Here is a 26934-nt window from a genome sequence, read left to right as displayed (position 1 = left end):
CGGCCCGAGGGCCCGGACCCCGCGGAGTGCGGGGGCCGGGCCCTCGGTGGTGCGTGGAACGGGTGTTCAGGTCACCGCACGAGACGGTAGGCGTTGGCGATCGTCTGACGGACCGTGTTGCCCTGCTTGTCCTTCAGGTCCACCCGGAACGAGACGCCCCCGGCGGTCGCCGGGTGCTTGACCGTCACCGAGCGGGCGCCCTTCGGGTCGGTGGTCACGGTCAGCGGCTGCCAGGTCTTGCCGTCGTCGTACGAGACGTTCACGGTGAGCGTGGCGAGCTGGCCGGCCGCGGCGGCCGCCCCGGCCACGTTCAGCGGCACCTTCAGGCTGCTGCCGGTCTTCGCGGTCCCGCTGAGGGAGAGCGCGGGGGAGAGCCGTACGGTCGACAGCGGCAGCCGGACGCCCTGGTCGGGGGCCTTGGCGGAGGTGAACGTCCAGACGCCCGTCACCTTGGTGCTGATGGTGGTGTCCTTCGCGGACCGGGTCGCCTCCTTGGTGAGCTTGTACACGGCGGAGGCGGCCGGGACCTCGGCGGTCAGCCACTCGCCCGGACCCGCCTGCGCGAGGGTCTTCCCGCCGGACTCCAGCCTGGTGAAGCCTCCGGTCGGGACCGCGTAGCCCGGGTGCCCGGAGCCGTCCACGAACAGCAGCACGTTGGCGTCGAGGGTGTTGCCGTAGCGGTTGGCGCCCTGCTCGTTGGGGGTGGCGGCCAGGTCGGGGCCGATCACGCCCTTGTTGAACTCCAGGGTGTGCCGCGCGGCCGGCTTGTAGGAGACGGGCCCGTGGTTGTAGATGACGCGTCCCGCGCCCTGGGCGTCGGCCTGGGTGGCCGTCCAGTTCCACAGGGTGCCGGTGGTGCTCATGTACTGGGTGCCGGACAGCGGGAGGGCCCGCTGCATGGTGGTGATCGGGCCGGCGCTGAAACCGTCCGGCGCCGAGGCGGTGATCTCCACCAGGCCCTGGGCGCCGGAGACGGAGGACCCGAAGCCGAACTTCAGCTCGGCGAGCTCGCCGAGCGCGACCGTGCGGGTGAGGCCGGTGAACCAGCTTCCGGTGCGGTGGAAGGACAGCCGGTAGTCGGTGGTCGGCGCGGCGGGCGACCGCCACACGCCGGACAGCTGGGACTGCATGCCGGCGGCGGCCGGGCCGAGCGCGGCGGTGCGGAACTGCGTCGCCCCGTCGAACACCCAGCTGCCGCTGACGATCGCGTCCTTGTCGTAGTAGCCGACGGTGGCGCTCACCAGCTTGGCGTTGCGGTCGGGGGCGGTGACGGCGAACGGCTTGGCCGCGCGGGCGTCCAGGGTGACGGTGCTCTTCGCGGTCACCTTCAGCACGGGCTGCACGAAGACCGCCATGCGGTTCTCCTTGCCCGGGCTCATGATCAGGCTCTCCAGCTGGTAGTCGCCCTTGGGCAGTCGCAGCACGGCCGTGCCGGAGGCCTTGGCGGGCACCTCCAGCCGCTCCTGCCCGTCACTGCCGGCCTTGGCGAGCAGGGTGGAGTAGGTGGGAGCCGGCTTGCCGGCGTCGTCGAGGTGCCGCACGGTCACGTCGTACGACTCGATCTCGCGCAGCACGGCCAGGCCGGTCCGCACGGACTGGCCGCCGCCCGCCGCCAGCACGGTGCCGCCGAAGGAGCCGTCTTTGGTGCCCTTTCGGGTGTCGACGGTGACGGTGGTCTGCGCGGTGCCGCCGGCCGGGACGGTGAGCTTGGCGTCCTTGACGGTGAACATCCCGGCGGGGGCCGGACGTCCGGCCGAGTCCGTGCCCGCCGCGGACAGCGCCAGGGTGACGGCCTTGGTTCCCTGGTTGCGGTAGGTGAGGGTCTTGGCCACCGGCTTGTCGTCGGCGTGCGGCCACAGCTGGGTGCCGAAGTCGAGCGAGCCGGGCTCCGAGACCACGGAGGCGGTCCGCGCCCGGTTCAGGTCGACCCGTCCGGCGCCCTGCTGATGGGCGTTCAGCTCGGGGCGCGGGGTGGCCGAACCGGTCAGCAGCGACTTGAGCCGGGCCCCGCTCCAGCCGGGGTGCTGCTGGAGCAGCAGGGCGGCCGCGCCGGCCACGTGCGGGGTGGCCATGGAGGTGCCGGACATGGAGACGTAGCCGTTGCCGCCGGTGGCCCCGCCCTGGGTGCTGGCGGCGGCGACGATGTCCACGCCCGGGGCCGTGAGGTCGGGCTTGGACAGGCCGGCGGCCGTGGGCCCGCGGCTGGAGAACTCCGCGATCCGGTCCTGCTTGTCGACCGCGCCGACGGTCAGGGCTGCCGGGGCGCTGCCGGGCGAGGTGATCGTGCCGGGCTTGTCGCCGTCGTTGCCGGCCGCGATCACGAACAGGGCCTTGCCGGAGAGCCGGGCGACCGCCGCCTCCATCGGGTCGACCTCGGGCCCGTCACCGCCGACGATGCTCATGTTGACGATCTTCGCGCCCTGGTCGGTGGCCCACTGCATACCGGCGACGATCTCGGACTCGCTGCCGAAGCCGTCGTCCCCGAGGACCTTCCCGTCCAGCACCCGGGCACCGGGGGCGACCCCCTTGTACTTGCCGCCCGACTTGGCACCCGAGCCGGCGACCGTGGACGCCACGTGCGTGCCGTGGCCGTGCCGGTCCTTGCTGTCGGGGGAGCTGCTGAAGTTCTTCTCGGCGATCTCCACGCCCTTGAGGTCGGGGTGGGTCTGGTCGACGCCGGTGTCCAGCACCGCGACCTTCACGCCCGTACCGGTGAAACCGGCCTTCCACATCGAGGGCGCGCCGATCTGCGGCACGCTCTTGTCGAGCGCCGCGCGGACCCTGCCGTCCAGCCACAGCCGGGTGACGGGCGCCGTGGACCTGGTCGAGGTCCCGGCGCGGGTCGGGCCCACCAGCCGCGACCACAGGCCGCCGGCCGCGGACTTGGGCGACTCGAAGGCCTCCCCGTCGACGGCGGGGAGCGCCCGCCGGTCCCGTGCCGAGTCGGCCAGAGCCTCCCCGAAGGCGCTGGGGGCCTTGGCCCCGGCGGCGTCCTTGCGGTACGAGACGATCAGCGGGAGGGTGCCCCGGCGCGCGTCGTCGTACCCGGCCGAGACCAGCCCCGCCACATCGAACAGCCGCCGGTCCAGGACCCCTTCGTCCAGCAGCCGCAGGGCGTCCTGCGGGATGACGTAGGTGTGTCCGGGGGTCCGCCGGATCGAGAGCGGTATGCCCTCACGGCCCGCGGCCCGGTCGATCCGCACGACCGAACCGTCCGCCGCCACGGCCACCCGGTCACCGGTGACCAGCGTGACGGTCTTCGCCGGCCCGGCCGGAGCCTTCTTCCCCTGGTGGGCGGCAGGCTTCGCCGCCGACGGCCCCGCGGCCGCCGCCGTCCCCGCGATCAGCGTCGCCGCCACCGTGGCGGCCAGCGCCGCCGTCCTCACTTTCGACACAGGTATCACCTGTGACCCCCCGCTCTCATGTGCATGCCACAACGTTCTCCCGGTATCACGCGTTCGGGGCGCGTTCGGTTCTCCCCGCACGGGATTCCGTGGATCATGCGAGGCGGCTCACCCCGGGACCACCGGCGAACCCGCCCCCGTGACCGACCGCCGCGCCGCACCCGAGCCGTCCGCGGGCACGGTCCACACCGCGCCCCCGTACGCGTACGCCACCGTGTCCGGACCGGTCCAGGAGGCCTGGTCGTCGACCGACCGCCGTTCGGCCAGGGGGTGTTCGCGGAGCGTGGCGAGGTCGAGGACATGCAGCCGCCAGGGTGCGCGCGGGTCGGCGGACACCTTCTTCTTGTAGGCGACGCGGGTGCCGTCCGGGGACAGCGACGGGCACTCGACGTTCTCCTTCAGCGCCCGCGCCGCCCACTTCCGCAGATCGCCCTCGACCAGATGGGTGCGCCCCCGGGTGGAGACGGTGGCGTAGAAGCGGTTGTCGTCGGAGGCGAAGGTGACGCCCCAGTAGTTGACGTCGGGCGCGTGGTGCCGCCGCCCGTCCAGGGTGAGCGGGATCTGCTCGATGCTCTTGATCAGATAGCCGGTGCGCAGATCGAGGATCGAGGTGCGGGTGGAGAACCCCGAGACCGCGTACGAGTCCCCGCTGGCGAAGGTGGTCCAGGCGAGCACCCGCCCCGAGGCGGAGACCCGGGCGCGGTTGGGGATCCCCGGCAGGACCATCGAACGCACCTCGCGCAGCCGCCGGTCCAGGACCAGCACGGAGGACCGGGCCGGCACCCCGGGCCGCAGCCGCAGGCACAGCCCGGTACCGGCAGCGGCGTGGAAGCGGTCGCAGCGGGGCCCGAGCGCCACCCGCTGCCCGGGAGCGCCGGGGTCCTGCCGGGCCACCCGTCCGGAGGCGGTGTCGCGGAACCACAGGCCGCCGGGGGAGCCCGAGTCGAGGGTGAAGCCGGCGTCCGCGGTCGCGGCGGCCGGAGCGGTACGTCCGGCGGCCGCCCGCACCGTGTAGGCGGTGGCCCCGCCGGCGAGCAGCAGGAACCCGAGGACGAGCGCCCACAGCCGGTACCGGCGTCCGCCGGTCCCGGGCCCCGCGGTTGCCGTGGCGGTGGCGGTGGCGGCAGCGGCCGTGGTCGTGGTCGTGGTCGTGGCGGTCGTCGGGGTGTTCTCGGTGGCGGTCATGCGGGGGACCCCTTTCCGGGGCGGGAAGCGGACACCGGGAGGTCGGGCGCGGGGAGGTCGGGCACTGGGAGGTGGGGCACCGGGCGGTCGGCCGCCGGCGAGCCGGCCGGCGGCTCGCCCGGCAGCAGCAGGACCGCACCGCACAGCGCGAGGACGAGCCCCCCGAGGGCCAGTACCAGCGCGGTCGTCGGACCCCACACCGTCCAGGCGGCCCCGAAGGCGGCCGCCGCGCCCACCTTCGCGAGCGCCTGTACGGTCTGGACGAGCGCGAGCCCGCCCGCCCGCCGCCCGGGCGGCAGCAGCGGCCCGGCGAGCGCCATCAACACCCCGTCGGTGGCGGAGTAGAAGACCCCGATCAGCAGCGGCACCCCGACCAGCAGCACCGGCGCGGGCGCGGCCGAGAGCAGCAGCCCGAGGGCCAGGAGCATGGCCCCGTGCCCGTACAGGAACAGCCGGCGGCGGCCGGTGCGGTCGGCGAGCCGTCCGGCCGGCACGGCCAGCAGCAGATAGGCCGCCGAAGCCCCGAGCGGCAGCAGCGGGAACCAGGCGGCGGCCAGGCCGGTCCGCTGCTGGAGCAGCAGGTAGAGGAAGGCGTCGCCGACGGTGGCCGCCCCGAGCAGCCCGGCTCCGAGGACGATCCGGCGCACCCCGGGAATCCGGAGCGGTGCGCCGAGACCGGGCGGACGGTGGCTGCCGCCCGCCGGTTCCCGGCGTCCGCCGGGCACCAGCACGACCAGCAGCAGCACCCCGAGCAGCCCGGTGCAGAAGCTGACCACGAACACGGCGTCGTACGCGCCCGCCGTCGCCCACAGCAGCGCGAACGCGGCCAGCGGCCCGAGCAGGGCGCCGGTGGTGTCCATGGCCCGGTGCACGCCGAAGGCGCGGCCCAGCCCCTCGGGCGGGCTGTCGAGGGTGATGAGGGCGTCCCGCGGGGCGGTGCGGATGCCCTTGCCGAGCCGGTCGGCGGCCAGAGCCGCGGCGATGCCGCCGGCCGCCCCGCCGGCCAGCAGCAGCCCCAGCCGGGAACAGGCCGACAGCGCGTACCCGGCCCCGGCGACCGCCTTGTGGCGGCCGCTGCGGTCCGCCGCATGACCGCCGGCGAGCCGGACCAGCGCGGTCGCCCCGTTGAACAGCCCGTCCAGGAAGCCGAACTGGAGCGGGGTCAGGCCGAGGCCGACGACCAGGTAGAGGGGCAGCACGGCGGTGACCATCTCGGAGGAGACGTCGGTGACCAGGCTGACCGAACCGAGGGCGAGGACGGTGGCGGAGACGCGCCGCCGCGCCCCGGAGGGGGCGGGCGGCGCGTCCCGGCGACCGGTGGTCGCGAGGTACATCAGTGGCAGGTGTAGGTCGGGCCGGTGTCCTTGACCTGGCCGTCGGCGCCGACGTACTGCCAGCTGTAGGTGGTGTCGGTGAGGTCCAGCTTCAGCACCCCGTACGTGCCGCTGATCCGCTTCTGGCTGTTGGGCTGCACCGTCTCGATGGGGTAGGGGTCGGCGCCGCCCATGCCGCCGACGATCTCGACGATGCCGTCGGCGGTGGCCCGGCCTGCCGGGTCCTGCCGGGCGAACCGCTCGTAGTGGTGGTCGTGCCCGTTGAGGACCAGGTCGGCCCGGGCCGCGTAGAGGATCTGCCAGACGGGCTTGGAGACCGGGTCGTTGCCGTGGCCGCCGGAGGAGTAGAGCGGGTGGTGGAAGTAGGCGGCGACACAGCCCTTGGTGTTGCGGGCCAGGTCCTCCTTGAGCCACTTGATCTGGGCGGGGTCGTCGAAGGAGTTGGAGTCGAGGGCGAGGAAGTGCCAGTTGCCCTCGTCGAAGCTGTAGTAGGGCTTGCCCTGGGGGTAGGCGATGGCCCCGAAGTACGCCTTGTAGCCGGCCAGCGGGCCGGCCGGGTCGTAGGTCTCGTGGTTGCCGGGAGCGGGCCGGGTCCTGGCCTTGAAGGCGCCCCAGGTCTTGTCGTAGTAGGCGCGGAAGTCCGACAGCCGGGCGTCGTCGTACTGGTTGTCACCCATCGTCAGGAAGAACTTCGGGTTGATCCGCTGGGCCTGGGCGGCCGTCTTGGGGTGGGCGCAGGAGCTGCTGGAGGCGGTGCACTGGGCGGCGATGTCACCGGCCGCGACGACGGTGAAGGCGCCGTTGCCGGGCGGGGTGGTGCCGCCGGTGGTCCCGTAGACCTCGAACTCGTGGAGGGAGTAGCCGTACGGGGTGCCGCGGGTGGTGCCGAGGACGCGGAGGTGGCGGCCCTTGCCGCCCAGCGCGGTCCAGTCGTCGGTGCCCCCGTTGCCGGCGGTCTCGGTGGCGAGCGCGGTCCAGTTGGTGCCGTCGGCGGAGATCTCGACGCGGTAGGCCTTGCCGTAGGCGGCCTCCCAGAGGAGGCGGACGCGGGAGACGGTGGCGGTGCCGCCGAGGTCCACGCGGAGCCACTGGGGGTCGGAGCCCTCGGCGCTGGCCCAGCGGGTGGCGGGATCCCCGTCGAAGGCCTTGGCGGCGGACAGGGCGGTCGTCTCGTCGGAGGAGGAGGTGGCGGGTTTGCCGCGGGACAGCAGCGGGTCGGCGGCCGCGGCCCGGTCGCCGGAGACGGCAGTTCCGGTGGAGGCGAGGGCGAGGCCGCCGGTGACGAGCAGGACTGCGGCGAGCAGCAGGGACAGGGCGGTGGTGCGCCGGGGTAAGGCGGAGGCGTGTGGCTGGTGCATACCTGGGACTCCCTTGGCCGGGAAAGGACGAGAGCTGGGCACCGGTGCGAGCAGCGCGGACCGACCCGGGACGGCGGGCGTACCGGGGCGCGCGCGTGCACGGCGGCCGGGTCAGAGCTCTCGCTGAGCGCGTCACGCCCGCCCCCGGGAGTACGGGGATGCGGGCGCCGCGCCAAGCCGCCGCCCGGATGCTAACTGATAGGAAACTTTCCTGCCAGAGCCTGTGCAGAGCCGCCGACCGGCGGAAGAAAATAGGATGGTCGGCACGCCCGGCTCGTTGCTAGGTTCATCACGTGCCGAAGCTGAATCAGATCATCGCAGTCGAAAAGGGCGTCAAGTCCAAGTCCCTCCAGGAGCTGACCCAGGCTCACCACGACGTGCAGAAGCCCGCCCTGCTGGCCGGACTCTCGCGCACGTACCAGCCCAAGGACGAGGAGGGCGAGCAGCTGCCGCCCGAGTCCACCCGGGTCCAGGTGAAGGCCGAGGACGTGCTCCGGGCGACGGCGGACACTCTGACCCGGCTCTTCGACGTGACCGCGACCAAGGACTGGGCCAACCGCACGGCCACCGCCGACGTGGTCGTCGACGGCAGCGTCCTCCTCGCCGAAGTCCCGGTCCCCTACCTGCTCTTCCTGGAGAAGCAGCTGACGGACCTGCACACCTTCGTGCGCAAGCTCCCGGTGCTGGACGCCTCCGAGTCCTGGAACCTGGACCCGTCGACGGACGCCTGGAAGACCGAGCCGGTCCGGACCATCCGCACCAAGAAGGTGCCCCGCAACCACGTCAAGGCGGAGGCCACCGAGAAGCACCCGGCGCAGGTCGAGGTGTACTACGAGGACGTCGCCGTCGGCTACTGGACGACGGTGAAGTTCTCGGGTGCGCTGCCGGCCCGCCGGGTCAACGAACTCCTCGACCGGGTGGAGCGGCTCCAGCAGGCCGTGAAGTACGCCCGCGAGGAGGCGAACAGCACCGAGGTCACCGACCGGCGGGTCGGCGACGCGGTGTTCGGCTACCTCTTCCGGTAGCCCCACGAACGCCCCCTGCGTGACAGGGGGTGCGCGAGAGCGCAAGCTGAAACTGATGTTGAAGCTGAACCGAGGGTGTCAGTTGGGGGTTCGAATCCCTCCCCCGGCACTACGCGCCGGGGTGGCCCAAGCCTGGCAGAGGCGGCCCTCTGAATCTCAGATTATCGCTCCAGTCTCAGTATTCGCCGCCGAACACCGGGTCGACCGAGCAGGGACGATCACCGACGGATGGGGGTTCAAGTCCCTCCTGCGCCTCTTCGTGGCGCGGTAGTTCAAAGGCAGAACACGTCGGCCTCAGAATGATCCCTGGCTCTTAAACGCCGCCGGTGTGCGCAATTGGGTGGCAAGCAGGAGCCCGGAAGCTGGACATGCTTCCGGGCTCCGTCACGTTTCCGGGCTCCTCTGCGTCCGGGCTCCTTGACGTCCGGGCGCCGTTGCGTTTCCGGCCGCGCGGCGGGTTTCCGCCGTTCCTGCGTACCGGTCCGGGCCCCGGGCAGATGACCGTCAGCCGTGCAACCGACCCCGGAGGCCAGCCGATGCCGCGCGTGTCCGTTCCGATGACCGTCCAGCTCGAAGTGACGGGTGCCCGCGTCCCGGTCCGGGCCCGCTTCTCCTACGACTCGGACGATCCGTACGCCGTCCGCGCGGCCTTCTACGAGGGGCTGACCGTGCTGGCGCAGTGGCGCCTGGACCGGCAGATGCTGTCGGAGGGGCTCGGCCGCGCGGTGGGGGAGGGGGACGTCACGTTCCGCCCGCACCGGGAGGACGGCGCCGAGGAACTCCGCGTCACCCTGCGCGGCCCGGGCCCCGGCCCGGAACCCGGCGACCGTGTGACGGCCGTGCTCTACCTCGACGTGCGCGAGCTCACCCCCTTCCTGGACCAGTGCCACGCCGTGGTGCCCGCCGGATCCGAGAGCCAGGACCTGGACCGGATCCTCGACGAGGTCCTCGGCCGCGAACCGGCCCCGGAGGGCGCGGCAGGCCAGGGACCTTCGGCCCTCCCGCCGGGGTCCTTCCACCCCTGCCCGTAACGGCGGTCACTGCCTAGCGTCGAAGGGGTGACCCCTCCCGACACCCCTTGCGACATCGCGCCCGGCACCGCGCCCGACACCGCGCCCGAGACGCCGACAGAGTCCGAGGGCGACACCGAGTCCGAGTTCGGGTCCGAGTCCGGTGCCGCCGGCCGGCGTGCGCCGGGGAGGGCACTCGGCCTCCTCCTGCTGTGCGGCGGCCTGCTCGGCGCGCTGGCCTCGGGGGTGCTGGCGTACGACCGGATCCGGATGCTCGAAGACCCGCAGTTCGTCCCGGGCTGCAACATCAACGCGGTGCTCAGCTGCGTGGACGTGATGCACACCTGGCAGAGCGACCTGCTGGGCTTCCCCAACGCCCTGCTCGGCCTGGCGGGCTTCGCCGCGGTGGCCGGGCTGGGGACGGCCGCGGCCGCCGGAGCGGTGCTCCCGCGAAGACTGTGGCAGGCGGTGTGGGCCGTCCTCGCGGCGGCCTTCGGCTTCACCCTCTGGCTGATCTCCCAGTGCGTCTTCGTGATCGGGGCGCTGTGCCCCTGGTGCATGGTCGTGTGGGCCGTGGTCATCGCACTGTTCTGCTACGTCGGCCGGCACCTCTCCGCCCCCGGCTCGGCGGCGCGCAGCGTCCCGCACTGGCTGGTGCCGGCGGCCCTGTACGCGGCGGTGGCCCTGCTGGTGCTCGGCGAGTTCGGCAGCCGGCTGTTCTGACCGGAAGCGGTCAGCCGAGGACGGTCGCCACGTCCCGGCGGGCGGCCTCGGACAGCAGCGGGGACCACCGGGTGAACAGCTCCAGCAGACCGGCACCGTTGCGTTCGCGGAAGGACGCGTTCACCTTCGCCAGGTCCAGCTCGTTGGCCGCCGTGAGCTCGGCGAAGTCGCGCCGCTGCTGAAGGGTCGGCACGAACTCCTCGCCGGTGAACCGGTCCCTGAAGACCGACGTGGCCTCGTCCGCCGAGGCGAGGCCGGGGTAGGAGGCCTTGCGGTCGCAGCTCGCGTAGAAGTAGACGAGCTCCTCGGCCTCCGCGCCGATCGCCTCGGTCAGCCGGCCCCGCTCGGCGAGGTCCAGGAGCACGAGCGGCAGTCCGTCGGTGCCGTAGAAGGCGTGGCACAGGGCCGCGGTCCGGAGCGCCGGCCGTCCGCCCCAGCCGGCCACCAGTTCCTCGACGCGCAGCAGATGGGTCAGGAGCGTGCCGCCGGAGTGCTTGGTGGTCTCCGCCCCCACCTCCTTGAGCAGGGCGATCGCCGGGGAGTCGTGGGGTGTCTGGGGGTGCTCGCTGTGCATCATGCGCCCATCATGGCGGGACCTCCTCAGCGGTGCCCGGCGCGACCGGTATGCGGACATCCGGAGACTGTCCGGATACCGGTCGCATCGGGAACAGTTGTCCGGTGGATCACCCGTACCCGTGCCCGCCGCCCGCTGCCCGGCCCGATGCGGCCCGGCGGGGCAGTACTGGAGCACTTGTTGAGCGCGCAACCTAACCAGGGGGCGCTCGTTGTCATCCCGGGCGCGCGAGGGGCGCGCTCAAGGAGCACAACCGAGGGTGTGCGCTAGCTGAAGTGGGTTACCCATCATGATGAACACCTCCGGGACGGCAGGCGGGGCGTGGCACGTGTCCGCGTTCCGTGTGGGAGTCGGGGAGTCGAATGCGCTGGACCTGGTCGGGGAGATCCGTGAGCTGCGCGCGAGGATCCTCTTCGACCACGGCCGCCGCCCCGACTTCCGTACATCGGCGGGCGGTTACGCCGACGAACAGGAACTGGACTTCGGCGCCTGGCACTTCGTGGGGCGCCGGGAGGCGGGCGGCCCGCCGCTGGGGTACGTCAGGCTGTCGACGCCGGAAACCGGCGCGCTCTTCCAGACCCGCGCCCACCTGGGGTCCGAGCGCTACGAAGACGTGCTCAGGGAGCACGGACTCGGTGTCGCGGAAACGTTTGAGCACAGCCGCCTGGTGGTGGAACACCAGGCCCGGAAGCTGGGCCTCGGTGTCCATCTCAACGCCTTCGCCATCGGCGCGGCGTGGTACCTGGGCGCCAAGGCCATGATCGGCACCTCGGGCACCGCCGACGGCCAGGACCGCTTCCACGAACGCTTCGGCTTCCGGGCGCTCCCCGGAACCCGCCGGCACGTCGACCGGTACACCGAGGACGTGGTGATCATGCTGTACCGGCCCGGGTCCTCGACCAGGGACGAGTTCACCGGCCTCGTCGAACAGCTACGGGAGGAGTTCCCCGCCGCGGTCGTCCCCGCCCGGGAAGCGGTCCTCGGCGGCACCCCGCCGACGGCGCACCCGCTGCGTACGGGGCACCTGCCGGGCCCGGGCCGCCTCCGGAGCCCGGGGCGGCTTCCGGGCGTCACCCGCCCGCGGGCCCAGGCGGACGACACCGACGGCCCCTGCTGGCAGCCCGTGCTCTTCGACCTGTCGCGCGAGCAGGACGAGTCGGCCGTCCAGGACCTGATCGACTCCGGCGCCGTCCGCGAGGTGATGGACACCATCGGCGAACAGCTGACGGAACTCGTCACCAGCCGCGACCCCCGCCTGCGCCCGTCACCGGAGGCCGTGGACCGGGCGGTGACGGAACAACTGGCCGGCACCGACGCCCACACGTACGGCACCTGGGTCTGGTACCCGTGGTCCGGCCGCCTGGTGCACCTGCTGCCCCGCGAGGAGTTCCGGCTCGTCCGCACGGACCGCAACCGGGGCCGGATCGAGCGCCCCGAGCAGCGTCGGCTGCTGGAACGCCGGATCGGGGTCATCGGACTCTCGGTCGGCAGCAGCGCGGCCCTCACCCTGGCCATGGAAGGGGTCGGGGGAGCGTTCCGGCTGGCCGACTTCGACACCCTGAGCGTCTCCAACCTCAACCGGCTGCGCGCGGGAGTGCACCACCTGGGGATCAACAAGTGCGTGATCGCCGCCCGCCAGATGCTGGAGATCGACCCCTGGCTGGACATCGAGATCTACCCCGGGGGCCTGACGGACGACACGATGGAAGCCTTCTTCACCGGTGCCGGAGCGGGGAACCCGGAGGAATCGGGCCCGATCGACCTCCTGATCGAGGAGTGCGACACCCCCTATGTGAAGCTCGCCGCCCGCGAGCGCGCCCGCGAGCTCGGCATCCCGGTGGTGATGGACGCCAACGACCGCGGCCTGCTGGACGTCGAACGCTTCGACCTCGAACCCGACCGGCCCCTGCTGCACGGGCTGCTCGGCGGGACGACCTCCGAGGACCTGACCGACCTCACCCCCGGACAGGCGGTCGAGGTCATCCTCGCCATGGTCGACCGCGAACGCATCAGCCCGGAGCTGAGCGCCTCCATCGACCGGCTCGGCAGCACCCTCAGCAGCTGGCCCCAGCTCGCCTCGGGCGTGGCACTCGGAGGCGCACTGACCACGGACGCCGCCCGCCGCATCCTGCTCGGCCGCCCGCGCCCGTCAGGCCGCTTCTACACCGACCTCGACGCGCTCACCGCCGGCGACCGCGACGTCCTCACCGCCACCCGCCCCGACCCCGCCTGACCAGCCCGGCACCCTTTCCCCACCATCGACTTCCCCACCATCGACCGCACAAGGGAAACCCGACATGTCGACAGACCACGAGATCCTGCACCGCGTCACGGCCATCGTGGCGGCCGTCGCCCAGCGCCCGGCCGAAGACCTCACCGAGCAGACCCGACTCGTCGAGGACCTCGACCTGGACTCGCTCCAGGTGGTCGAGATCGCCGTCCTCGCCGAGGAGGAGTTCCGGGCGACCGTGGACGACGCGCTGCTGACGGACGCGGAGGCGACCGTGGGCCACTGCGCACGCGTCGTCCAGGAGGCCGTCCTGAGGGGATCCCTCACATGACGGCCTCCGTACCGGCCCCGGCCGCCTTCGGGATCCACGGACTGGGCGTACACGTCCCCGACCGCCGGGTCGACAACGCGGCCATCGCCGGCCAGTACGGGGTCGACCCCGACTGGATCGAGCGCATGACCGGCGTCCGGCAGCGTTGCTACGCCGGTCCGTCGCAGGCCACGTCCGACCTGGCGGTCGCGGCCGCCGAGGAGGCCCTGGCCGACGCGGGCCTGTCGGCGCGGGACATCGACCTCATCCTGGTGGCGACGAGCACCCCCGACCAGCTGGCCGTCGCCACGGCCTGCCGGGTGCAACACCGCCTCGGCGCGGACCGGGCCTGGGCCACCGACGTCGGAGGAGCCTGCGCCGGATTCCTCTACGCCCTGAAACTCGCCCGGGACGTCCTCGCGGCCTCCCACCCCACGGGCCACGCGCTGGTCGTCGGAGCCGAAGCCTTCTCCAAGTTCCAGAACCCCACCGACCGTTCCACCGGAGTGCTGTTCGCCGACGGAGCCGGCGCGGCGGTGCTGGGACCGGCACCGGGCGGCAGGGGAATCCTGTGCAGCGCACAGGGAACCGACGGCGCGCTGGCGGACATCGTCGGAATCCGGGCCGGCGGCAGCGCCCGTCCGACGAGCGAGAGCACCGTCTCGGACGGCGGGCACTACCTCCACATGAACGGGAAGGCGGTGGCGGCCTACTTCCGCGACGTCTTCCCGCAGACCGTCGGGGAGCTCGTCCGCATGTCCGGCCTGCCCCTGGGGGAGATCGACCTGGTCATCCCCCACCAGGCCAACCCGCGCATGCTGCGGACCCTGGGTGCGGAACTGGGCATCTCCGAGGCCCAACTCGTCATCACCGCCGACACGTTCGGGAACACGGGAGCGGCTTCGATCCCCATGGCCCTGCACGTGGCACGGGCCGAGGGCCGCCTCCGCCCGGAGAGCACCGTCCTCCATGTCGCCGTAGGGGCCGGGATGACCTGGGCCGGAACGATTCAGCGCTGGCTCTGACCCCCGCCCCAGCCCTTCCCCGGCCTGCCCTGCCCCCGGCGAGTTCGCCCTCCGCGGCGCGGGGCGCGGGGCGCCGGGGACCGGGGTGCCGGGGGAGGCGCGGGGTGGGCCCGGGTGGTGCGGGGCAGCTAGCCTGACCGGATGACTGCGCGCGCCACCCCGGACGGGGCGACCCACGGCCGTCTGCTGACCCCGGATGCCGCGGACGCCCTCTGGGCCGGCCTCACGGCGGGAACCGGGATACCCGCCGCCCCCACGGTCTTCACCTCCACCCCGGCCCCGTGCCGGACCCCGCCCCCCGAGGGGTACCGGGTGCTCGGCGACCGGATCGTGCCCGTACTCGGCACGGCCGACGGCCGCACGGGCATCCCGGAAGCGGAGCTGCGGCGCGCAGCAGCCGCCCTCCGCGCACTGGACGCGCCCACGCCTGGAGCCGGGAACAGCGACAGCGACAGGGACAGGTACGGGAACAGGGACAGGGACAGGGACAGCAGAAACCTGATCCGCATCGGCCCCTTCACCACCGTCCCCGGCCACCAGCAGGCCGGAGGAACCCTCCAGCACTGGCGCCGCCACATAGCGAACGACCTCCGGAACGCCTCCGCCCGGACCGGTCCGTGCCAGCTGGCCGGAGTCGACTGGCGGCCCCTGCTGGTACGACGAACCCGCGGCCACGACCACACCTGGTGGCTGCCCCGCGCCGTGGTGAGACTCCTGGACGCCGCCGAACACACCGAAGCCCAACACCTCCTCCGTTCCACCCGGACGGCCCGCCCGCCCGTGGCACGAGGCACGGACAGGCCGGCCGCAGGCGGCGACGACCAGGGCCCGGAGGTCGCTCCGCGCCCGTACGGCGGAGAACTGGCGGGACGGCTGTACTCCGAGCTCAGCCGACACCCCGGCACCGCCCGAAAGGTGGCCGGCTGGACCTGCTCCGTCTGCCGGACGGCGACCGCCGCCGTCCTCGACCACTGCCACGAGCACGGATACGTACGGGCCCCCGTCTGCCAGTCCTGCAACACCCGCGAACGCCCCGACCACCTCTACCCCGACGACATCCGCGTGGGCAGCCGTTACACCGACCTCTTCGACACCCGCGCCACCACCTGGCTGCACCACTGGCACCGCTGCCCCGGCTGCCGCACCCGTACCACCCTGCCCCTGCCCCATCTCGCCGCATGGACGGCCCACACCGACTGCCGCCCGCTCCGCCCCACCCACCACATCCCCGGGGCCGCCCGGGGCCGCCAACCCTGCGGCGTGCTGCGGGTGTCCTGGACGGGCACCCAGAACACCCCCCGCTCCTGCCTCCTGACGGTCACCGTCGACCTGTGCCCCTCCGGCGAGCACCGCGTCCTGGCCACGGTCCCCTACCGCGAAGCCGTAGCCCGCTTCCGCACCTGGCTACAGCGGACCGCCCCCGCCCTCGCCACCGCCGCCCGCCCCGACAGCCTGGCCGGCCTCCCCACCCACCCCCGCCCGGTCATACCCGACACCACAACCGACGGCCTCTCCCTCTTCTGACCCACCCCAAACCACCACGCGTACCACGGGCAACGGCGTCAACACCGGTGTGCCGGTGACGTCGATCCGGGTGACCGGTGCCTCCAAATGCCCCGTCCGCTCCGAAGAGGGTGCGGCAGGCCCCATGGAGTGATACCCACGCGGAAGGACACCCCCATGCCGGAATCCACCGATGGCACCCTCGCCGAGCGCGAAGCGGGCAGACTGTTCCCGCGCGCCAGGCTGAAGGCCCCCGCCGACTGTGCCCGCTGCCAGGAGTACGCCCGCCGCCGCGATGCCGCCGAAGGCCCCTTGCGGGCCACGCTGGTGACCGACATGCAGGTCCTGATGAGGCGCTGCGCGGAGACGGACCACCACACCGGATGGTCGCCCGGTGTGCCCGACACCACGCAGGGACAGGGAGAGGTCTTACCGTGACGAACGCCAGGCCCAACGGGGGAATCCAGCTGCTGACCGCCGTCGCCCCGCGCAAGGACGAGGGGAGCAGCCCCACCGGGATCGTCGGCCGTCAGCTGGCCGGACAGCTCGTCGCCATGGGCCGCCGGGTACGGGTCCTCGCCGAACCGGACCAGCGCGGCGGCTGGCCCGGCGCGGTCGAGGTCGTGGAGGGTTCCATCACCCGCCCGCTGGAGTGCCCCGGGGCCTTCGACGGGGTCGAGGCCCTGTTCCTGGCCGGCGCGCACCCCTCCACCGTCGGGGACGCCCTCACCCTGGCGCGGACCGCCGGCACACGGAAGGTCGTCCTGCTGTCCTCCCACGGGCCGGAGTACGAGCAGGCCCATCCGCCGGAGACCTGGTTCTGGCTGGCGATCGAGAAGGCGGTGGAACGCTCGGGGATCGGATGGACGCACATCCGGCCATCGGCCGTGATGGGCGCCGTACTTGAGGGCACCTATCCGGCCACCGGCTCGGACTGGCCCGACAGCGTACGCACCGCGGGAGTCGTCCGGGAGGCCTTCCTGGACCGTGGCCACTACCCCTTCATCCACGAGGAGGACCTCGCGGCCGTGGCCGCGACGCTGCTCACCGGCGGCGACGACTGGACCGAGACGATCGTCGAGGCGGTCGGCCCGCCACTGAGCACCCGTTCACGGATCCGCAGCCTCGCCACCGCACTCGGCCGCCCCCTCGACACGCTCGAACTCACCCCGGAGGCGAGCCGCGCCGCCTGGCGGCAACTCGGCTGGCCCGACGGCGCGATCGACGTGACCCTCTACGCCCTGGAGGAGTACGGCGCCCGGTTCGACGAACTGTCCCGCTGGACGGCCGACCAACGCCCGTCCGTGGCGGAGATCATCGGCCGGTCGCCGCGCACGTACGAGGACTGGGCGCGGGAGAACACCGACGCCTTCCGCTGACCCCGGCGAGCCTGCCGGGACGGCGGGCCGCCCGTGGGTGGGGCGGCCCGCCGTCCTGCGGAGCCGGCGCCTCAGCGGCAGAACGGGATGTCGCCGAGGTTCTCGGCGTAGCGGGCGGCGATCCAGCCGCGCCCGTCGGCGAGCCGGTACCAGAGGTTGTTGTCGCCGACCTGCTCACCCTTCACCTTGCAGGTGACGGGCACGACCGTGCCGGGTCCCTGATGCGCGCCCTGGCCGGGGTCGCGGCCTGTGCCGCGCTCGTACGGGCCGACATGCTGCGCATCACCCTCGGCATGGAACTCCCGACGGCCGTCAGCGTGTTGTGGACCGTCCAACTCGTCCTCCTGCTCGCCGGAGCGACCGCGCTCACCGCGGCCGCGGACCGGGCCCGTGCCCGGGCCGAGCTGCCCCGAGCGGCACCCTGAGGTCCGGGAGGTCCGGGAGTTCCGGGGCCGGCGGGCAGTGGGGCCCCGATGCCCCTGAACCGGCCCTCCCGGCAGGTGCATAGGGTGACCCCATGTCTGTCACCCTGAGCTCCCGGAGGGCCGCCGCCGCCCTTCGTACATCCGCACGCTTCAGTGCCGAGTCACTCCTGGTCCTGGTGATGGCGGCGGTGAGCCTCTGGATCGTCGGTCGGATGTGGTCGGTGGTCTGGCCGCTCATAGTCGCCCTGTTGCTCACCACCCTCACCTGGCCGGTGGCCGCCTATCTGCGCAAGCACGGATGGCCGCCGGCCCTGGCCGCGTCCACGGTGACGGTCGGCTTCCTGCTGCTGGCCGCCGGAGTGGTGGCACTGATCGCGATCCCCGTCGGCTCCCAGTCGGGAGAGCTGGTCGACGGGGTCCGCGAAGGCATCCAGCGGCTCCGCGAATGGGCCGCCGGACCACCGCTCAACATCGGTGACGACCAGCTCACCGGCGCCGTCGACGCGGGCATGGACCGTCTGCAGAACAGCGTCGGCAGCGCGGTATCCACCGTGGCCACCGGCGTCGGCACCGTCTTCAACGGACTGGTCACCGCCGTCCTCGCGGTCTTCCTGATGTTCTTCTTCCTCAAGGACGGCCCGCGGTTCCTGCCCTGGCTGACCCGCCAGCTGCCCGGCCGCTTCGCCGTCGACGTGCCGACGGTCGCCGCACGCGCCTGGGACACCCTCGGATCGTTCGTCCGCTCCCAGGCCTTCGTCGGCCTCCTCGACGCGGTGTTCATCGGCATCGGCCTGTGGATCGTCGGCGTTCCGCTGGTGCTGCCGCTGGCGGTGCTGACCTTCGTCTCCGCCTTCGTGCCGATCGTCGGCGCCCTGTTCGCCGGCCTGGTGGCCGTGCTCATCGCCCTGGTGTCGAACGGTCTGACCGACGCCCTGATCGTGCTCGGGATCATCGTGCTGGTGCAGCAGCTCGAAGGAAACGTCTTCCAGCCGATGATCCAGAGCCGCGGCCTGGGCCTGCACGCGGCGGTGATCCTGCTCGCGGTGACCCTGGGCGGCAGCCTGGCCGGGGTCGTCGGAAGCCTCCTGGCAGTCCCCGTCGCGGCCCTGGTCGCCGTGGTGTGGAACTACCTACGGGAGCAACTCACCGACCCGCTGGAGGAGCCTGAGGATTCACCGGTGACCGCCACCGGCTGACCGCCGCACCACACCCGGCTTAGCCGGCACACCCGCCGTACGCCCGCCCGTCCCGCCCGTCCCGCCCGTCATGCGCGGCGTACGGGCGGTCAGGGGCCGGGCGGCGGTCCGGTCGCCGGAACGGAGGCCGTGAGCACGGTCCCCTCGCCGGGGGCCGACTCGATGGTCAGGCTGCCGCCGAGCTGCCGCACACGGGCCCGCATCGCCGGCAGACCGTGCCCGCGGTCACCGGCCGGGGCCTCGGGAAGACCGTCGGGGGGCGCGGGTGCGGGGGTGAAGCCGCGCCCGTTGTCGGCGACGTCGAGGATCACCCGGTCCTCCAGCCGGGTCAGTGTGAGCCGGGCCCCGGTGGCACCGGAATGCTCCCTTACGTTGGCGAGCGCGCCCTGCGCGATCCGCAGCAGGGCCGACTGCACCCGGTCGGGCAGCGGCGCCGCCCCCACCGTCCACACCGCCGCACGCGCCGCCGCCGCCCGGGCGCGTCGCGACGAGGAGGTCCTGGACGCGCTGGATCCGCTCGGCGCGGCACGCCGATCGGACACGACCCGATGACGGATGCGCGGGAGGCGTCCGACGAACCGCTGCTGGACCCGCAGGAGAGCATCCGGATCCGCGAGGGGATCGCCGCCGCCGTCCTCGGCGCCCGAGAAGGGCTGGCCGCATCGCTGGAACACGACCCCGGTGGCTATCTGCGACTGATCGGGGCCTCCAGGGTCGGCGCGGAGGAGGCGAGCCGGCTGCTGCGCGAGGCCGTGCAGGGGGCCAGGGCCGCCGGACACAGCTGGGACACCGTCGGACGTGTGCTGGGCGTGAGCCGGCAGGCCGCCCAGCAGCGCTTCGCCGCCAAGGCCGGCGATATCACCGCGGCCCCGACCGCACCGGGCGACGGGCCCTCCGCCGAACGCCGCGTCCTCAGCCCGCTGTCCGCGTTCAACGAGATGGCGGCCCTCGCCGAGGCCGGCCGCGAGGGATGGCACCTCGTCGGCTACGGGGCCTTCTTCCACGAGGTCGAGGCCTCGGCACACCTCTGGGAGCACTGCCGGGTACCGCTCGCCTCGGGCAGCCGGCACAGCCGGATGGAAGCGGACGGATGGATCCCCGTCGGCGCGGGCTGGTTCCCCTGGCGCTACTACAAGCGACAGCTCCCGGACGGCACGCCCACACACTGACCCGCCGCGGCCGTCTCACGGCCCGCCGCACCGCTGCACCCGCCGCGGCCGTCTCACGGCCCGGCAGGGCCGGTCACCCCTCGGACCGGTCCAGCGCGTCGAGGCCTTCCCTCCAACGCCTGCGCCGCTCGGCCGCGCTCTGCTCCCACCAAGGTGTCCCGCGTTCCCCGAGGGCGACCTTAGCCGACTGCACGCGGGCCCTGGCCGCCCGCTCGGCCGACCGGTCCTCGGCCCGCAGCGCCGCCCCCACGGCACGCCGGGCCGCCATCAGATGGGAGCGCAGCCGCGCGGCCGCCTCCTCGGGGACGTCCGGATCGGTGGCACGCCACCGGCGCCCGCCGATGACGACGTACCGTCCGTCGGGGGTCCGCTCGGGTCCTCCGGACCGCCGCACCACACCGCGAGCCTGCCACACACCGCCCGCGCCGGCGCGGCACCACCGGGCCGGAGCGGGCAAGCAGTCAACCCCATGGAACGGCGCCGGAACAGGAGGTTTCACCGGCAGAAGTAGCGTCGTGCATACTTTTTCCGGAGGGGTACGGCGTTCCGGCTGGGCCGCACTGACCAGGGGACATCCAGACATGGACACCGGCACACCGGCCACCGGCGGCTTCGGCGCGCTTCTGCAGGGTCTGCGGACGAGTGCCGGACTGAGCCAGGAGGAGCTCGCGCACACCGCGGGGGTGAGCGTGCGGGCCCTGTCCTCCATGGAGCGCGGCCACACCCGCGGCCCGCAGCGCCGCACCGTGCGGGCACTGGCCGAGGCCCTGCGGCTGGACCCGGCAGGCGCCCGGCAGCTGGAACACACCGCGAGCCTGGGCCGCCCCCGCCCGTCCCGTACGACGCTCCCCGACACCCCGGCCCCCACCCCCGGACCCGCCGCCCCCGACGCCGGACCCGAAACATCCGGACCCGAAACCCCCGCACCCCCCACCCCAGCACCCCCCACCCCAGCACCCGAACCGCCCGCACCCGGCCCCGCCACAGCCCCCTACCCCGGCGCACCGGCAGGCCCGGCCGCCCCGGCCGACCTGCTGCCGCGCGCCCCGCGCGGCTTCCACGGGCGGGCGCCCGAACTCGCCGCCCTGTCCCGGGCCGCGGTCGGCGAGGCGCCCGTATGCCTGGTCAGCGGGCCCGCCGGGGTCGGGAAGACGGCCCTCGTACTGCACTGGGCCCACCAGGGCCGGGCCGCCTTCCCCGACGGCCGCCTCTACGCCGACCTGCGCGGCTTCGGCGACACGGCCGAGCCCGCCCCCGTCGAGGTGCTCCGCGAGTTCCTGCTCGCGCTCGGTGTGCCGCACACCCGGATACCGGAGACGGCGAACGCCGCGGCCGCGCTGTTCCGTTCGCTCGCCGACGACCGCCGGCTCCTCGTCGTGCTCGACAACGCCCGGGACTCCGAACAGGTCCGACCGCTGCTCCCCGGCGGACCCCACTGCGTCACCGTCGTCACCAGCAGGCACCGGCTGCCGGGCCTGATCGTCACCGACAACGCCCGGCCGGTCGCCGTGGACGTCCTCGGCCCGGTGGACGGCACCCTGCTCCTCGCCGAGGTCCTCGGCACCGAACGGGTACGCGCCGAACCCGCCGCCGCACGCAGGCTCGCCGAACTGTGCGGCGGGCTGCCCCTCGCACTGCGGGTGGCGGCCGCCCGACTGGCGGGGCAGCCCGACCGGCCGCTCGGCGCGATGGCGGACGAACTGTCCGACGAGACGCGCCGACTGGGCCTCCTGGACGTCGAGGACACCGGCGTCCGCGCCGCGCTCCGCCTGACGCTGCAACAGCTCCCGCCCGAGGCCTCCCGCCAGTTCGCCCGCCTCGGCCGCCACCCCGGCACGCACGTGGACCGGTACAAGGCGGCGGCCCTCGCGGACACCGACCCGGCAGCCGCCGAGGCCTCCCTGGAACGACTTTCCGTCGCCCACCTGGTCACGGAGACGGCCCCCGGCCGGTGGACCATGCACGACCTGGTCCGCCTCTACGCACGCAGCCTGGACGGCGGCCCCGACGCACTGACCCGACTGCTGGACCACTCCATCGCCACCGCCCTCGCGGCGATGGCGGCGGCCGAACCCGGCAACGAGGACTGCTTCCCACTGCCGGCCGACCACCTGCCGCCCCCCGCCGTCCGGGAGTTCGCCGACCGGCCCGCAGCCGTGGCCTGGTACGCGGCCGAGCGCGACGAGCTCACCCTGGCCGTGGCCGCCTCCCACGCCGCCGGACTCCACGGCCGGACCTGGCGGATCGTCCTCACCCTGTGGCCGCTGATCGTCTGGCGGGTCCGGGACGGCTGGGCCCCGCTCCTGGAGACCGCGCTGGAGGCCGCCCGGGCCGACGGCGACCGGCACGGCGAGGCACGCGTACTCAATGTGCTCGGCTGGGTGCTGACCGAGGAAGGGCGAGTCGAGGAGGCGCTGACCCGCCTGGGAGCCGTGTCCGCGCTCGCCGCCCGCGCCGACGACCCGGTCGGCGAGGCGAACGCCCTCGTCGTCCTGGCCCTGGCCCAGTCGGCGCTCGGCCGCCTGGACGAGGCCGCCGAGGGATGCGGGCGGGCGGCCGAGCTGGCGCGCAAGGCCGAGGACCGGACCATCGAACGCCTCGCCATGCAGCACCTCGCCCGCCACCGCGCCGACGCCGGGAAGTGGCGCGAGGCCCTCGACACGGCGAACGAGGTCCTGGCCTTCGACGAGCGCGAGCGGCCGGGGACGCCCGACGTGCCCGGGATCCTGATCCTCCTGGTCCGCGGCGAGGCCCTGCTGGGACTCGGCGAGCAGGCCGAGGGCATCCGGCAGCTCGAACGGGCGGCCCGCGAGGCGGAATCCGCCGGCTACGACGACGGAGCCGTACGGGCACTCGGCGCCCTGCTGCGCGCCGCCCCCGAGGACGGACTCCGCGCACGCTACGACGCGGCGGTCACCCGCCTCACCACCCGCAGCTGAGGCGTCCGGACCGGCCGCTCACCCGTTGAGGATCTTCTCCTTCTGCGCCGCGAACTGCTCGGCGAACCTCTCCTGCTGATGGTGCTGTACGCGCCCGGAGACGGCGGAGGCGGTGCCGGCGACGACCGCGGTACGGGCGATGGCGCCGAGGAGGCCGGGGCCTCCGCGGTCCCAGCGTGCCCCCGTGACGGCCCGGCGAAGAACTCGTACCCTGGCCCGATGCGCCACCACGATCTTGTCGTCATCGGTGCGGGATCGGGCAACGCGGTCATCGGCGACGCGTTCGCCGGGCTCGACGTGGCCATCGTCGAGGAGCGCTGGTTCGGCGGGACCTGCCTGAACGCCGGCTGCATCCCCAGCAAGATGCTCGCCTACACCGCGCACATCGCCCGGACCGTCCGGGAGGCGGGGACGTACGACGTGGACGCGGAGCTGCGCGCGGTGCGCTGGCGGGACGCGCGGGACCGGGTCTTCCGGCGCCTGGACGCCGACCGGGACCAGGGCCGCCGAGGCCGTATCGAGGACCCCGCGATCACCGTGTACGAGGGAACGGCACGGTTCACCGGCCCCAGGACCCTGCGGATCGACCCGGCGGACGGATCCGCCGAGGTCGACGTCGGCGCCGGACGGATCGTCCTCGCGGCGGGCGGCCGTCCGCTGGTGCCCGGGCCCGTGGAGGAGTCGGGGCTGCCGTACGAGACCTCCGACACCGTCATGCGGATCGAGGCCCCGCCCCGGCGCCTCGCCGTCCTCGGCGGGGGTTACATCGCCGCGGAGCTGGCGGAGGTGTTCGCCGAGGCGGGGAGCTCCGTGGTCATCGTGGAGAAGGAGGAGCGTCTGCTCGGCCCGCAGGACGAGACGGTCGCGGACCGGTTCACCGAACTGGTCCGCTCCCGCTACGACCTCAGGCTCGGCCGCGAGGTCACCGCGGTCGGCGGTCGCCCGGGCGCGCTGCGACTGACCCTGGACGACGGGTCGGCGATCGAGGCGGACATGCTGCTGGTCGCGGCGGGCCGGGTCCCGAACAGCGACCGGCTCGGCCTCGAAACGGCCGGCATCGCCACCCACGAGGACGGCCGGGTGATCGTCGACGCACACCAGCGGACCACCGCGGAAGGCGTCTTCGCACTCGGTGACATCTGCACTCCGGTGCCGCTCAAACACGTGGCCAACCGGGAGGCGGAGGTGGTGGCGCACAACCTCCGCAACCCGGACGACCTGATCGCCGCCGGCCACGGGCCGGTTCCGGCGGCGATCTTCACCCGGCCGGAGATCGCCTCCGTCGGTGCCACCGAGCAGGAGTGCCGGGAGCGGGGACTCGACTACCGGGTGGGCACGGCCGGTTACGGTGACGTCGCCTACGGCTGGGCGATGGAGGACACCACCGGCTTCTGCAAGGTGCTCGCCGAGCCCGGCACCGGACGCCTCCTCGGGGCCCATGTGATGGGCGCGCAGGCCTCCGTGCTCATCCAGCCGCTGGTCCTGGCGCTGACCTTGGGCATCGACGCGGTCACCCTCGCCCAGGCCCCGTACTGGCCCCACCCCGCCCTCACCGAGGTCGTGGAGAACGCCCTGCTGGACCTGGATGTGGACCAGGACCAGGACCAGGACCAGGATCCGGACGTGGACCAAGACCAGGACCTCGACCTGGAATCGTGACCCGTGGGCCAGGACCCGTGGCCCGGCTACACCGGGGCCACCGGGGCCGGAGCGGGCTCGGGTGCGGTCAGTCGGCCGGTGCGCCCGAGGGCCGTGAGGGCGGCGGCGCAGCCCACGCCGACCAGGGCGAGGACCAGCCAGGGCAGGGCCGGCAGGCCCGCCGTCCGCGCGCTGTCGAGCAGGGCTCCGGTGGCGAGGTTCCCGAGGGTGATCCCGATCCCGCAGACCGTGTTGTAGAGACCGTAGTGGGTGGCCACCCAGCGGCCGCCGGCCAGCGAGACGATGGTGTCCATCTCGAACGGGTACAGGACCGCGGTCGCCACGGCCAGCAGCCCCGCACAGAACAGGAGCGGGCCGACCGCGAGGGCGACGGACCAGACGCCCGCCGCCGGAGGATCGGCCGCCGTCAGCAGGGGCGGCAGGAACGCCGCCCCCATCAGGGCCGTGCCGGCGCTCAGGCACCGGGCCGGTGTCCGGGTGCGTTTGCACCAGGCGGTGATGCGCAGCTGGCCGAGGAGGGCGACGAGCCCGGAGACGACGAACAGGGCGCTGGTGGCCACGGTGCCGGCCGACCCGTCCCCGGTGAGGCGTCCGGTCTCCAGCGGCAGGGCCAGATACACCTGGAAGGACAGCACGTAGGAGCCGGTCATGGCGAGGGAGAACAGCCAGAACGGCCGGTTGCGAAGTACCGTGCCGGCCTGCTCCCGCAGGGCGGGCCGGTCCGCGCGGGCGGTCGCCGGGTTCGTCGGGAGACGGCGGAGCTGTAGCACCGTCAGACCCGCGAAGAGGGCCGCCGCGACGGCGCAGGTGGTCGGGAAGGAGACCGAGGTCAGGGCCAGGCCGACGAGCGGTCCGAGCAGGATCCCGGTCTGGTAGAAGACGTTGAAGAGCGCGAAGGCGTCGACCCGCCGCTCCGGCCCGGCCTGCGCGGCCAGGTAGGCCCGTACGGCCGGGTTGAACAGCGCTCCGGCCAGGCCGGTGGCCGCGGACGCGGCGATCAGGGCGGGCAGCGAGTCGGCGAAGGCGAGCGCGGTGAAGCCGACGGTGCGCAGGGTGCAGCCGGCCACGATGAGCGGCTTGTAGCCGAGGCGGTCGGCGAGCATCCCGCCGATGAGGAACATGCCCTGCTGGGAGAGGTTGCGTACGCCGAGGATCAGGCCGACGGCCCAGGTGGCCAGCGCGAGGCTGCTGGAGAGGTGCGCGGCCAGGTAGGGCATGAGCATGTAGAAGCCGAGGTTGATGGTGAGCTGGTTGACCAGCAGCAGCCGGACCGTGGCGTCGAAGGAGCGGTACTGGCCCCAGACCCGCTTCATCGGCCGGCCCCGGTGGTGGCGGTCACCGGACTGGTCACCGGATCGGTCACCGGGTCCGTGAGGGGGTCCGATACGTCGGTGCACCGCGTCCAGCGGGTCACCTCGCGGACGGCCGGGCAGGCGATGAGGTCCGGTTCGGCGGGCGGGGTGTGGTCGAGGAGTCCGTGGGACCGGCAGTAGTCGTCGTTGAAGACGGTGTCGAAGTAGCGGTGGGGTCCGTCCGGGAAGACGGCGGCGATTCGGGTGCCCTCCGGCTGGGTACGGGCGATCCAGCCGGCGACCAGGGCGACGGCGCCCACGCTCCAGCCGCCGGTGGCGAACTGGCGCTCCGCCAGACGGCGGGCGGACCAGACAGCCTCGGCGGGGGCCACCCAGTGGACCTCGGCGAAGGCGCCGTAGTCGACGTTGCGCGGGTAGATCGAGGACCCGAGTCCGCGCATCAGGCGCGGGCGGGCCGGCTGGCCGAAGATCGTGGACCCGATGGTGTCGACGCCGACCAGACGCAGACCGGGGGTGCGTTCGCGCAGTCCGCGGGCGATGCCGGCGGAGTGGCCACCGGTGCCCACTGCGCACACCAGGACGTCGATGTCCCCGAGCTGGTCGGCGAGTTCACCGGCCAGGGACCGGTACGCGGCGACGTTGTCGGGGTTGTGGTACTGGTCGGGGGACCAGGCTCCGGGATGGTTCCGCAGCAGCCCGGCGACCTCCTGCCGGCGGGCCTCCTGCCAGCCGCCTTCGGGATGGGGCCGGTCCACGGTGTGGAGTTCCGCCCCGTGCGCGGCCAGCATCCGCTTCATCAGCGGTTCCATCCCGGGATCGGTGACCAGGTGCACCGGGTGGCCGTGCATGACTCCGGCGAGCGCCAGCCCCAGGCCGAGGGTCCCGGAGGTGGATTCGATGATGGGGGCGCCGGGTCGCAGATCCCCGCGTTCGCGGGCCCGGTCGACCATGTAGAGGGCGGCCCGGTCCTTGATGCCGCCGGGGTTGAAACCTTCGAGCTTGGCCCAGAAACCGCGCGGGGCGGCGGCGAAGGGCTCGTCGATGAACAGCACGGGGGTGTTGCCGACCGCTTTCAGCACGCTGTGCGGGGCGGCGGGCAGGGACAGTTCGGTCATGGTGCGGGTGTCCTTCGTGCGGCACGGCGCGCCTGCACGCCACCGGGAAGGGGCGGGT

General features: G+C 73.5%; 24 protein-coding genes and 1 pseudogene. 14 read left to right on the top strand and 11 right to left on the bottom strand.

The window, feature by feature from the left end:
• Positions 1–71: 71 nt before the first annotated feature.
• The 4 genes from ACZ50K_RS18840 to ACZ50K_RS18825 form a co-directional block, all read right to left on the bottom strand.
• A complete protein-coding gene (locus tag ACZ50K_RS18840; RefSeq protein WP_468904161.1) occupies positions 72–3395 on the bottom strand; it encodes a S8 family peptidase in 3324 nt (1107 codons plus the stop codon).
• Positions 3396–3512: 117 nt separating this feature from the next.
• The gene (locus ACZ50K_RS18835) at positions 3513–4589 is read right to left on the bottom strand and encodes a TolB-like translocation protein (protein WP_468904160.1); all 1077 of its coding nucleotides are present in this window, start codon (positions 4587–4589) and stop codon (positions 3513–3515) included.
• A complete protein-coding gene (locus ACZ50K_RS18830) occupies positions 4586–5923 on the bottom strand; it encodes an MFS transporter (protein ID WP_468904158.1) in 1338 nt (445 codons plus the stop codon). Before ACZ50K_RS18830 ends, ACZ50K_RS18835 begins: the two co-directional genes overlap by 4 nt.
• Positions 5923–7281, bottom strand: a complete 1359-nt coding sequence (locus ACZ50K_RS18825) for a discoidin domain-containing protein (RefSeq protein WP_468904156.1) — start codon at positions 7279–7281, stop codon at positions 5923–5925. The genes ACZ50K_RS18830 and ACZ50K_RS18825 overlap by 1 nt, the downstream gene beginning before the upstream one ends.
• A gap of 293 nt (positions 7282–7574) precedes the next feature.
• Between ACZ50K_RS18825 and ACZ50K_RS18820 the strand changes: the two genes are divergently transcribed.
• From ACZ50K_RS18820 to ACZ50K_RS18810, 3 genes are all read left to right on the top strand, one after another.
• Positions 7575–8306 (top strand): DUF7873 family protein, encoded by a 732-nt coding sequence (locus ACZ50K_RS18820; RefSeq protein ID WP_468904155.1) that lies wholly within the window; start codon positions 7575–7577, stop codon positions 8304–8306.
• Between the two features lie 545 nt (positions 8307–8851).
• A complete protein-coding gene (locus tag ACZ50K_RS18815; RefSeq protein WP_468904154.1) occupies positions 8852–9337 on the top strand; it encodes an SsgA family sporulation/cell division regulator in 486 nt (161 codons plus the stop codon).
• A gap of 27 nt (positions 9338–9364) precedes the next feature.
• Positions 9365–10039: a vitamin K epoxide reductase family protein gene (locus ACZ50K_RS18810; protein ID WP_468904151.1), complete on the top strand. Its 675-nt coding sequence runs from the start codon at positions 9365–9367 to the stop codon at positions 10037–10039.
• Positions 10040–10049: 10 nt separating this feature from the next.
• Here the strand turns inward: ACZ50K_RS18810 and ACZ50K_RS18805 are convergent, their stop codons facing one another.
• Entirely contained in the window at positions 10050–10616 is a 567-nt protein-coding gene (locus ACZ50K_RS18805) for a DUF6817 domain-containing protein (protein ID WP_468904148.1), read from the bottom strand.
• A gap of 325 nt (positions 10617–10941) precedes the next feature.
• Here ACZ50K_RS18805 and ACZ50K_RS18800 point away from each other — a divergent pair, with 325 nt between their 5' ends.
• The 6 genes from ACZ50K_RS18800 to ACZ50K_RS18775 all read left to right on the top strand — a co-directional run bounded on the left by ACZ50K_RS18800 (position 10942) and on the right by ACZ50K_RS18775 (position 17060).
• The gene (locus ACZ50K_RS18800; protein ID WP_468904146.1) at positions 10942–12846 is read left to right on the top strand and encodes a ThiF family adenylyltransferase; all 1905 of its coding nucleotides are present in this window, start codon (positions 10942–10944) and stop codon (positions 12844–12846) included.
• Positions 12847–12910: 64 nt separating this feature from the next.
• Positions 12911–13174, top strand: coding sequence for an acyl carrier protein (locus tag ACZ50K_RS18795; protein ID WP_468904143.1), 264 nt, complete (start codon positions 12911–12913; stop codon positions 13172–13174).
• On the top strand, positions 13171–14178 hold the full coding sequence (locus ACZ50K_RS18790) for a 3-oxoacyl-ACP synthase III family protein (RefSeq protein ID WP_468904142.1): 1008 nt from the start codon (positions 13171–13173) through the stop codon (positions 14176–14178). The genes ACZ50K_RS18795 and ACZ50K_RS18790 overlap by 4 nt, the downstream gene beginning before the upstream one ends.
• 141 nt (positions 14179–14319) lie before the next feature.
• Entirely contained in the window at positions 14320–15702 is a 1383-nt protein-coding gene (locus ACZ50K_RS18785; RefSeq protein ID WP_468904140.1) for an endonuclease domain-containing protein, read from the top strand.
• A 156-nt stretch (positions 15703–15858) separates the two neighbouring features.
• The gene (locus ACZ50K_RS18780) at positions 15859–16119 is read left to right on the top strand and encodes a hypothetical protein (protein WP_468904138.1); all 261 of its coding nucleotides are present in this window, start codon (positions 15859–15861) and stop codon (positions 16117–16119) included.
• The gene (locus ACZ50K_RS18775; protein ID WP_468904135.1) at positions 16116–17060 is read left to right on the top strand and encodes an SDR family oxidoreductase; all 945 of its coding nucleotides are present in this window, start codon (positions 16116–16118) and stop codon (positions 17058–17060) included. The genes ACZ50K_RS18780 and ACZ50K_RS18775 overlap by 4 nt, the downstream gene beginning before the upstream one ends.
• 71 nt (positions 17061–17131) lie before the next feature.
• Here ACZ50K_RS18775 and ACZ50K_RS18770 read toward each other — a convergent pair whose 3' ends face one another.
• Positions 17132–17263: a hypothetical protein gene (locus ACZ50K_RS18770; protein WP_468904132.1), complete on the bottom strand. Its 132-nt coding sequence runs from the start codon at positions 17261–17263 to the stop codon at positions 17132–17134.
• 18 nt (positions 17264–17281) lie between these two features.
• On the opposite strand from ACZ50K_RS18770, the gene ACZ50K_RS18765 reads away from it, so the two are divergent.
• Both ACZ50K_RS18765 and ACZ50K_RS18760 read left to right on the top strand, forming a co-directional pair.
• Complete coding sequence (locus ACZ50K_RS18765; RefSeq protein WP_468904130.1) at positions 17282–17485, top strand: hypothetical protein; 204 nt, start codon at positions 17282–17284, stop codon at positions 17483–17485.
• A gap of 92 nt (positions 17486–17577) precedes the next feature.
• Positions 17578–18681, top strand: coding sequence for an AI-2E family transporter (locus ACZ50K_RS18760; protein ID WP_468904127.1), 1104 nt, complete (start codon positions 17578–17580; stop codon positions 18679–18681).
• 89 nt (positions 18682–18770) lie between these two features.
• Here the strand turns inward: ACZ50K_RS18760 and ACZ50K_RS18755 are convergent, their stop codons facing one another.
• The gene (locus ACZ50K_RS18755) at positions 18771–19223 is read right to left on the bottom strand and encodes a sensor histidine kinase (RefSeq protein ID WP_468904125.1); all 453 of its coding nucleotides are present in this window, start codon (positions 19221–19223) and stop codon (positions 18771–18773) included.
• A 6-nt stretch (positions 19224–19229) separates the two neighbouring features.
• Between ACZ50K_RS18755 and ACZ50K_RS18750 the strand changes: the two genes are divergently transcribed.
• Positions 19230–19850: a hypothetical protein gene (locus ACZ50K_RS18750; protein ID WP_468904123.1), complete on the top strand. Its 621-nt coding sequence runs from the start codon at positions 19230–19232 to the stop codon at positions 19848–19850.
• A gap of 73 nt (positions 19851–19923) precedes the next feature.
• On the opposite strand, the gene ACZ50K_RS18745 is transcribed toward ACZ50K_RS18750, so the two are convergent.
• Positions 19924–20244: a hypothetical protein gene (locus ACZ50K_RS18745; protein ID WP_468904708.1), complete on the bottom strand. Its 321-nt coding sequence runs from the start codon at positions 20242–20244 to the stop codon at positions 19924–19926.
• 187 nt (positions 20245–20431) lie between these two features.
• On the opposite strand from ACZ50K_RS18745, the gene ACZ50K_RS18740 reads away from it, so the two are divergent.
• The gene (locus ACZ50K_RS18740; protein ID WP_468904120.1) at positions 20432–22789 is read left to right on the top strand and encodes a helix-turn-helix domain-containing protein; all 2358 of its coding nucleotides are present in this window, start codon (positions 20432–20434) and stop codon (positions 22787–22789) included.
• A 45-nt stretch (positions 22790–22834) separates the two neighbouring features.
• Here ACZ50K_RS18740 and ACZ50K_RS18735 read toward each other — a convergent pair.
• A pseudogene (locus ACZ50K_RS18735) lies at positions 22835–22930 on the bottom strand (SHOCT domain-containing protein); the annotation flags it as partial.
• Between the two features lie 78 nt (positions 22931–23008).
• Here ACZ50K_RS18735 and ACZ50K_RS18730 point away from each other — a divergent pair.
• Positions 23009–24448 (top strand): mycothione reductase, encoded by a 1440-nt coding sequence (locus ACZ50K_RS18730; RefSeq protein ID WP_468904118.1) that lies wholly within the window; start codon positions 23009–23011, stop codon positions 24446–24448.
• Between the two features lie 26 nt (positions 24449–24474).
• Here the strand turns inward: ACZ50K_RS18730 and ACZ50K_RS18725 are convergent, their stop codons facing one another.
• Together ACZ50K_RS18725 and ACZ50K_RS18720 are read right to left on the bottom strand one after the other, a co-directional pair.
• Complete coding sequence (locus ACZ50K_RS18725) at positions 24475–25761, bottom strand: MFS transporter (protein WP_468904117.1); 1287 nt, start codon at positions 25759–25761, stop codon at positions 24475–24477.
• Positions 25758–26876 (bottom strand): PLP-dependent cysteine synthase family protein, encoded by a 1119-nt coding sequence (locus ACZ50K_RS18720; protein WP_468904114.1) that lies wholly within the window; start codon positions 26874–26876, stop codon positions 25758–25760. The genes ACZ50K_RS18725 and ACZ50K_RS18720 overlap by 4 nt, the downstream gene beginning before the upstream one ends.
• Positions 26877–26934 lie beyond the last annotated feature (58 nt).

Source organism: Streptomyces sp. NPDC033845 (assembly GCF_055576225.1).
The sequence above is the reverse complement of the archived record's forward strand: the minus strand, read 5'-3'. Positions and strand labels throughout refer to the sequence as shown.

Bases quoted from the DNA above. Each gene is read 5' to 3' on its own strand.
- ACZ50K_RS18780 (WP_468904138.1), top strand. From the start codon at position 15,859: ATGCCGGAATCCACCGATGGCACCCTCGCCGAGCGCGAAGCGGGCAGA.
- ACZ50K_RS18765 (WP_468904130.1), top strand. From the start codon at position 17,282: ATGCGCGCCCTGGCCGGGGTCGCGGCCTGTGCCGCGCTCGTACGGGCC.
- ACZ50K_RS18825 (WP_468904156.1), bottom strand. From the start codon at position 7,281: ATGCACCAGCCACACGCCTCCGCCTTACCCCGGCGCACCACCGCCCTG.
- ACZ50K_RS18740 (WP_468904120.1), top strand. From the start codon at position 20,432: ATGGACACCGGCACACCGGCCACCGGCGGCTTCGGCGCGCTTCTGCAG.
- ACZ50K_RS18785 (WP_468904140.1), top strand. From the start codon at position 14,320: ATGACTGCGCGCGCCACCCCGGACGGGGCGACCCACGGCCGTCTGCTG.
- ACZ50K_RS18720 (WP_468904114.1), bottom strand. From the start codon at position 26,876: ATGACCGAACTGTCCCTGCCCGCCGCCCCGCACAGCGTGCTGAAAGCG.
- ACZ50K_RS18725 (WP_468904117.1), bottom strand. From the start codon at position 25,761: ATGAAGCGGGTCTGGGGCCAGTACCGCTCCTTCGACGCCACGGTCCGG.
- ACZ50K_RS18760 (WP_468904127.1), top strand. From the start codon at position 17,578: ATGTCTGTCACCCTGAGCTCCCGGAGGGCCGCCGCCGCCCTTCGTACA.
- ACZ50K_RS18795 (WP_468904143.1), top strand. From the start codon at position 12,911: ATGTCGACAGACCACGAGATCCTGCACCGCGTCACGGCCATCGTGGCG.
- ACZ50K_RS18730 (WP_468904118.1), top strand. From the start codon at position 23,009: ATGCGCCACCACGATCTTGTCGTCATCGGTGCGGGATCGGGCAACGCG.
- ACZ50K_RS18790 (WP_468904142.1), top strand. From the start codon at position 13,171: ATGACGGCCTCCGTACCGGCCCCGGCCGCCTTCGGGATCCACGGACTG.
- ACZ50K_RS18830 (WP_468904158.1), bottom strand. From the start codon at position 5,923: ATGTACCTCGCGACCACCGGTCGCCGGGACGCGCCGCCCGCCCCCTCC.
- ACZ50K_RS18750 (WP_468904123.1), top strand. From the start codon at position 19,230: ATGACGGATGCGCGGGAGGCGTCCGACGAACCGCTGCTGGACCCGCAG.
- ACZ50K_RS18805 (WP_468904148.1), bottom strand. From the start codon at position 10,616: ATGATGCACAGCGAGCACCCCCAGACACCCCACGACTCCCCGGCGATC.
- ACZ50K_RS18835 (WP_468904160.1), bottom strand. From the start codon at position 4,589: ATGACCGCCACCGAGAACACCCCGACGACCGCCACGACCACGACCACG.